The 7,713-nt window shown below is 63.2% G+C and carries 2 protein-coding genes and 1 pseudogene; all 3 read left to right on the top strand.

What is annotated here, in order from left to right:
* Positions 1-6,450: pseudogene (tpsA2, locus tag HMPREF1224_RS27210) on the top strand (two-partner secretion system putative hemagglutinin TpsA2); the annotation flags it as partial.
* Positions 6,447-6,917, top strand: a complete 471-nt coding sequence (locus HMPREF1224_RS45400) for a hypothetical protein (RefSeq protein ID WP_153274314.1) — start codon at positions 6,447-6,449, stop codon at positions 6,915-6,917. The pseudogene tpsA2 and the gene HMPREF1224_RS45400, both read left to right, overlap by 4 nt.
* Before the next feature lie 106 nt (positions 6,918-7,023).
* Positions 7,024-7,713, top strand: a 690-nt coding sequence (locus HMPREF1224_RS27205; RefSeq protein ID WP_010793601.1) for a transposase, incomplete at its 3' end; no start/stop codon positions are given.

Below are 7,713 nucleotides of genomic sequence, written 5' to 3'. Positions count from 1 at the left end.
GTCTCCGGCGAAAGCGACGTGACCCTGAGCATCGCCGGGAAGCTGGACAACGGCCAGGGCGGCCTGGTCTCGGCGCAGCGCGCGCTGAGCTTCGAGCGCGACGATACGCTGCTGAACAACGCCGGCGGCCGGATCAACGGCGGCAGCCTGCTGCTCAAGGGCGCCAGCCTGGATAACAGCGACGGCCAGTTGATCAGCCAGGGCCGGCTCGACGCCATCCTTGGCGGCGCCCTGGTCAACACCGGCGCGGCGCGCCTGGCCAGCGGCGGCGACCTGCTGCTGCGCAGCGCCAGCGTCGACAACCGCGGCGGCAAGCTGGTCAGCCAGGGGCTGCTGGAGATCAGCGCCGGCAGCCTCGACAACAGCGCCTCCGGCACCCTCGCCAGCCAGGCCGGCATGAGCCTGCGCCTGGGCGGCGGCGCCCTGCGCAACCAGCAGGACGGCCTGATCTTCAGCCAGGCCGGCGCCCTCGAGGTGCAGGCCGGCAGCCTGGACAACCGCCAGGGCACGCTCCAGGCCCAGGGCGACAACCAGCTGCGTATCGGTGGCGCGCTGGACAACCAGGGCGGCCGCCTGGACAGCCGGGCCGGTAACCTAGACCTGCAGAGCGGCAGCCTCGACAACGGCGCCGGCGGCGTGCTCAACAGCGCCAAGGGTTGGCTGAAGCTGGTCACCGGGCTGTTCGACAACAGCGCCGGCGTCACCCAGGCGCAGTCGCTGGAAATCCGCGCCGGGCAAGGCGTGCGCAACCAGCAGGGCCATGTCTCGGCGCTGGGCGGCGACAACCGCATCGTCACCGTCGACTTCGACAACCAGGGTGGCGGCCTCTACGCCAGCGGCCTGCTCAGCCTCGACGGCCAGCGCTTCCTCAACCAGGGCGCGGCGGCGGGCCAGGGCGGCAAGGTCGGCGCCGGGCGCATCGACTTCAGCCTGGCCGGTGCGCTGGCCAACCGCTTCGGCCAGTTGGAAAGCGAAAGCGAGCTGCACCTGCGTGCCGCCGCGATCGACAACAGCGGCGGCAGCCTGCGCGCCCTCGGCCGCAGCGGCAGCACGCGGTTGGTCGCTGGCGGCCTGAACAACGCCTACGGCGTGCTGGAAAGCGCCAACCAGGACCTCGACCTGCAACTGGGCAGCCTGGCCAACGCCGGCGGGCGCATCCTCCATACCGGCAACGGCACCTTCGGCCTGGATTCCGGGCAGGTGATCCGCGCCGGCGGCGAACTGACCACCAATGGCCTGCTGGACATCCGCGCCAGCGAATGGACCAACAGCAGCGTGCTGCAAGCCGGACGCCTGAACCTGGACATCGGCACCTTCCGCCAGACGGCCGAGGGCAAGCTGCTGGCGGTGCAGTCCTTCACTGGCCGCGGCGGCGACTGGAGCAACGACGGCCTGCTGGCCAGCGACGGCAGCTTGCGACTCGACCTGAGCGGCGGCTACCGTGGCAACGGCCGCGCCACCAGCCTCGGCGACTTCGCCCTGAACGCCGCCAGCCTCGACCTCGGCAACGCCGCCAGCCTCGCCGGCGGCGCCAATGTCACGCTCGGCGCCGGCAACCTGCTGGTCAACCGTGGGCGGATCACCGCCGCCGGCGACCTCGTGGCCAGCGCCGCGAGCCTGAACAACTACGGCACCCTGGGCGGCGGCGGCAACCTGCGATTGAACGCGCCCGCCCTGCTCAACGAGCGCGGGTTGCTGTTCAGTGGCGCCGACATGACCCTGCGCGCCGGCGACATCACCAACCTCTACGGGGATGTGTACAGCCTCGGCAGGCTGGATATCGCCCGCGACGATGCCGGCAACCGTGCCGCCAGCCTGCGCAACCTTTCCGGGGTGATCGAGAGCGGCAAGGACTTCAGCCTGCGTGCCAGCCTGATCGAGAACCGTCGCGCCGTGCTGGAAAGCAAGTCGGGCCTGTACACCGCGAAGATGGAGCAGACCGCCTGCATCGAAGGCGTCAACGCGGGTGACTGCAGCGGCAAGCGCAACGCCATCTGGACCATCACCCAGCGCGACAAGACCGAGGTCACCGCCAGCAGCGCCATGGGGCAACTGCTGGCCGGAGGCGACTTCGCCATCGACGGCGGCACCCTGAACAACCTTTCCAGCCTGATCGGCAGCGGCGGCAACCTCACCGCCAACCTCGAAGTCCTCGACAACCAGGGCCTGGAAACCGGCGAGCTGGAAACCATCCGCGTGCTGCGTACCGCTCGCGGCGGCGATATCGGCGGCATCGACCAGAAGTCGCGCAACTTCACCAACCTCTACTGGTACCAGAGCGCCAACTTCGACCCGGCGCGCGCGGGCGAGATCCCCGCCGCGCTCAACGCGATCCTCAGCGACTGGTCCTTCGAGTACGAATTCCCGAGCAAGGGGCCGACCCCGATCAGCAGTGGCGACCAGTCCTACGCAGCGGTGATCCAGGCCGCCGGCGACGTCACGGTCAATGCCAGCACGCGCATCGACAACGGCGTCACCCGCCCCGGCTACACCTTCGTCGGCAGCGGCCGCCAGGTGGGCGACAGCGCGGTGGGCGGCAGCGGGGTTTCGGTGGTCGTGCCGCTGACCTCGCAACTGCCGCCCGACCTGGCGCGGCGCCAGGTCAACCCGGTCACCCTGCCCGGCTTCAGCCTGCCCCAGGGCGACAACGGCCTGTTCCGTCTCAGCTCGCGCTTCGCCGAGGACGGCAATGGCAGCGCCGCGCTCGGTGCTGGCGCCGACCGCACCCAGGGCGGTAGCGGCGTCTCGGTCGGCCAGCAAGGCGCCGGCAACGTCGCCGGTACCTGGCAGGGCCAGGGCGTGCGAGTCGATGGCCTGGCTGGCGCGGCCAACGTCCAGGGTCAGGGCGGCAGCGCGCTCGGCGGTAGCCTGCCGGGCGTCGCCCGGGTCCAGGGCGTGCCCGGCAACGCCACGCCGAGCGCCAGCCACAAGTACCTGATCGAGACCAACCCGGCGCTCACCGAGCTGAAGCAGTTCCTCAACTCGGACTACCTGCTCAGCGGCCTGGGCATGAACCCGGACGATAGCAAGAAGCGCCTCGGCGACGGTCTCTACGAGCAGCGGCTGATCCGCGACGCGGTGGTGGCGCGCACCGGCCAGCGCTACATCGACGGGCTGAGCAGCGACGAGGCACTGTTCCGCTACCTGATGGACAACGCCATCGCTTACAAGGACAAGCTCCAGCTGCAACTGGGCGTGGGTCTGAGCGCGGAGCAGATGGCGGCGCTGACCCACGACATCGTCTGGCTGGAAGAGGTCGAGGTGAACGGCGAGAAGGTCCTCGCGCCGGTGGTCTACCTGGCCCAGGCGGAGGGTCGGCTGGCACCCAACGGTGCGCTGATCCAGGGCCGCGACGTGAAGCTGGTGAGCGGCGGCGACCTGCATAACGTCGGCACCCTGCGCGCGCGGAACGACCTCTCGGCGACGGCCGACAACCTCGACAACAGCGGCCTGATCGAGGCCGGCAAGCGCCTCGACCTGCTCGCCGGCGACTCGATCCGCAACCGCCAGGGCGGGGTCATCGCCGGGCGCGACGTGAGCCTCACCGCGCTGACCGGCGACGTGATCAACGAACGCAGCGTGACCCGCTACGACAGCGCGCTCGACGGCCGCACCTGGGAGCGCAGCTTCGCCGACAGCGCCGCGCGGGTGGAGGCGGCGAACAGCCTGAACGTCCAGGCCGGACGCGACATCGCCAACCTCGGCGGGGTGCTGCAGAGCCGCGGCGACCTCAGCCTCGACGCCGGACGCGACGTCACCGTCGCCGCCGTCGAGGACCGCCAGGGCCAGACCCGCTGGAGCACGTCGCGGCTACAGAGCGTGACCCAGCTCGGCGCCGAAGTCAGTGCCGGGCGGGACCTGAACGTCAGCGCCGGGCGCGACCTCAGCGCAGTGGCCAGCGCCCTCGAAGCGCGCCGCGACATCGCCCTCTCCGCCGGGCGCGACGTGACCCTGGCGGCGGCGGCGAACGAGGAGCATGCCTACAGCAAGACCAGGAAGGTCACCTACCAGGAAGACAAGGTTGCCCAGCAAGGCACCCGCGTGGACGCCGGCGGCGACCTGGCGATCAATGCCGGACAGGACCTGCGCCTGATCGCGAGCCAGGCCAGCGCCGGCGACGAGGCCTACCTGGTGGCCGGCGACAAGCTGGAACTGCTGGCCGCCAACGACAGCAACTACTACCTGTACGACAAGAAGAAGAAAGGCGACTTCGGCCGCAAGGAAACCCGGCGCGACGAAGTCACCGACGTCAAGGCGGTGGGCAGCCAGATCAGCAGCGGCGGCGACCTCACCCTGCTCAGCGGCGGCGACCAGACCTACCAGGGCGCGAAGCTGGAATCGGGTAACGACCTGGCCATCGTCAGCGGCGGCGCGGTGACCTTCGAGGCGGTGAAGGACCTGCACCAGGAGAGCCATGAGAAGAGCAAGGGCGACCTGGCGTGGCAGTCGTCGAAGGGCAAGGGCCAGACTGACGAAACCGTGCGCCAGACCCAGATCGTGGCCCAGGGGAATCTGGCGATCAAGGCCGTGGAAGGGCTGAAGATCGACCTCAAGCATATCGACCAGAAGACCGTGAGCCAGACCATCGACGCGATGGTGCAGGCGGATCCGCAACTGGCGTGGCTGAAAGAGGCCGAGCAGCGCGGGGATGTGGACTGGCGCATGGTGCAGGAGGTGCACGATAGCTGGAAGTACAGTAACTCGGGCATGGGGCCGGCGACGCAGATAGCTGTCGCCATCGCGGCGGCAGCCATCGGTGGCATGGCGGCAGCGGGAGCGCTCAGTGGAGCAGGAGTGGGTGCCAGTAGCTTCGCCATGGGCGCAGGAGTTGGTGCGGCAGGAAGCCTGTCGGGCACGGCAGCGGTCAGCCTGATCAACAACAAGGGCGATCTCGGGAAGGTGCTGAAAGACAGCTTCAGTAGCGACAGTCTGAAGCAGATTGCTATTGCGAGCCTGACCGGGGGGCTGACGGCTGAGTACTTCGACGGGATTCTTCAGACCAAGACTGATCCGCTTACTGGAAAGGTCACGGTAGACCTCAGCAGCCTATCTGGTGTTGGTCGCTTCGCTGCCAATCAGGCGATGCAGAACGCTACATCCACTGTACTGAGCCAGGCCTTGGGCCAGGGCGGGAGCCTGAACGAGGCGCTGAAGAGCGCGCTCTACAACAGTTTCGCGGCGGCAGGTTTCAACTTCGTCGGCGATATCGGCCAGGAATACAGCCTGAAGCCAGGCGATCCTTCGATGGTGACCATGCACGCCCTGATGGGTGGCCTGGCGGCGCAGGTCAGCGGTGGCGATTTCGCCACGGGCGCCGCGGCGGCTGGCGCCAATGAAGCGCTGGTGGCCAAGCTAGACCAGGCCTTCAAGAGCTTGAGCCCTGAGAACCGTGAAGCCATGGTCACCATGGGGTCGCAATTGGTTGGTGTTCTGGCTGCGGCGGTACGCGATCCCGATGCGACAGGCAAAGCTCTGGAAAGCGCTGCTTGGGTAGCGAAGAACTCGACGCAATACAACTTCCTCAACCATCAGGATGTGGCCGATCTGGATAATGCCTTGCAGAAATGCAAGTCCCAGGGAAATTGCCGTCAGGTAGAGGAAGAGTTCAAGGCGCGTAGCGACGAGAACCGGCGGAGGTTGAATGGCTGCGTGGCTGTGGGTAATTGCGCGGAGATTCGTGCGGAGATCGATGCGGGGTCTACGGCTCTCAACGAGCTGGTGGCCCGGCAGGAAACAGCTAATCCGGGAGGAAGTGACAGCGATATAGCCTACGGTTTCCTGATGGGCCGAAACGTCGTCGACTGGACGACGGCTGGTCAGTTGCACCTGGAGCAGACCGCCAACCTCTGGTGGAACGGCAATCCACAGTGGCAGAAGGAAGTCGGTGCATACCTGGACCAGACGGGGTTCAATCCGTTCGGAATCGGCGTTCCGGCAATGGGCGGTGCCGCTGGCAAGGTATCGGCCAAGGCGCTCATGAATGCGCTGAAGGCGGGAGAGTTGCCCAAAGGAGAGGTGGCCCCAGGAAAGGCTAATCTGCCTACCATTGGGGCGTTGGCGGATGCTGAGGCGGGGATGCCTTATACGCATCCGGTGAAAGAAGCAACTAAAACAAAAATACCAAATCCTCCTCGTGCAGAAGGGAACTTTACTGGTGGCCCCTTAGAAAATGCTATTAAGACTAGCGGTAGGTTTAAGCTAGATGGTGGGCCAGCCAATGGAGTGCTATATAGATCTGATAATAAGGGGAATGTTACAAGTTATGCTGTATATGACTCGACTGGCATGATTATTAAAAGGGTCGATGTAAGCGGGGCTTCGCATGCAAACATACCCACGCCTCATGTAATAGAATATGGTAGAAATATATTGCCAGACGGAAGTGTTAGAGTACAATCTCCATCAACTAAATTAGCTCCGCGCCCTGCTAATTCGGATGAGATACCATGAAAAAAATAGTGTCTTTTAAAGATTTAAAGTGTTTGAGTAATTATGAGTTATGGAGGTCCGGCTGGGAGAATAAGAATGAGATTGATGTATTTTCATATATTTCCTATGAAATCAGGCCAGAAGACTTATTGATCTTAGGGAAATTGGTTTTTCCTGATTTTATCTTGGATAGGGGGGCGGTAATACTGGAGATGAATTATGAGGAAAAAAAATTTAATGACTGGATGGAAAGATTAGAAAATGATATCCAGTCTGTAGAGAGATTCATTAATCATACCCATATTTATGATATTTTTTCCGGGTGCAATGAGGATGTAGAAGATGAAATTTTTGAGCAGCTTGCTCATATGCTTTCTCTATCATGGCGCTTAATTTTAAAAGAGAAATTTCCAGATAGAGATTTTTCGGTTTTGCTATCTTGCTCAGATCAAGATTATGGCCCTACTATTACTTTTTTTCAGAAATAAATATACTTTATTAAATAAAGAATAAATAAAGGGGTAGATTTATTTTACCTACTCTAATTTTCTAAGCAGGGAGGCTTCAGCGCAGACGCCGTAAGGAGGCTCCGCGATGCCTAGGCAAGGGCGAGTGGTTTTACCGAATTATCCGCTTCACGTGGTCCAGCGGGGACACAATCGGCAAGTGGTATTCGCCGAGGACGAGGACTACCAGCGTTACCTCTCCGATCTACGGGACCTCAAGGATGCCTTTGGTATCAAGGTCTACGCATTTTGCCTGATGACCAACCATGTCCATCTGCTCTTGGCGCCTGGTGATTCGCTGTCTGGCTTGGCGCGACTGATGAAAACGCTGGCGGCGCGCACGACACGATATCGGAATCGCTTGGAGGGCCGTTCCGGAACATTGTGGGAAAGTCGCTATAAATCGAGTGTCGTACAGAGCGATGCCTACCTGCTGGCGTGTTGCCGGTACATCGAGCTTAACCCTGTTCGGGCGCGGATGGTGGACGATGTGGCGGCCTATCCCTGGTCAAGTTATGGGCTGCGGGCGGATTGGTTGAAGGAGCCAAACTGGTTGGATATGGATCCCTGCTTCATTGAGCTAGGTCAGACGGCCGAAGAGAGATATCGGCGATACGTAACGTTCATGAAAGAGGCGATACCGGCCGAGGAATTGAGGCTGATTCGCGAGGCGGTTCAGCGTGGACAACTGACGGGCAATCAACGGTTCGTGGACGAGATCGAGCGGGTAGCCGGGGTGAGAATAGAGCGGCGTGGGCAAGGGCGGCCGAGATTAGAG

It is taken from the genome of Pseudomonas sp. P179, assembly GCF_000478485.2.
GTDB classification, from domain to species: Bacteria; Pseudomonadota; Gammaproteobacteria; order Pseudomonadales; family Pseudomonadaceae; genus Pseudomonas; species Pseudomonas aeruginosa.
The sequence above is the reverse complement of the archived record's forward strand: the minus strand, read 5'-3'. Positions and strand labels throughout refer to the sequence as shown.

What these genes read in the sequence shown, in the direction of transcription:
- HMPREF1224_RS45400 (WP_153274314.1), top strand. Translation starts at nt 6,447, where the DNA reads ATGAAAAAAATAGTGTCTTTTAAAGATTTAAAGTGTTTGAGTAATTAT.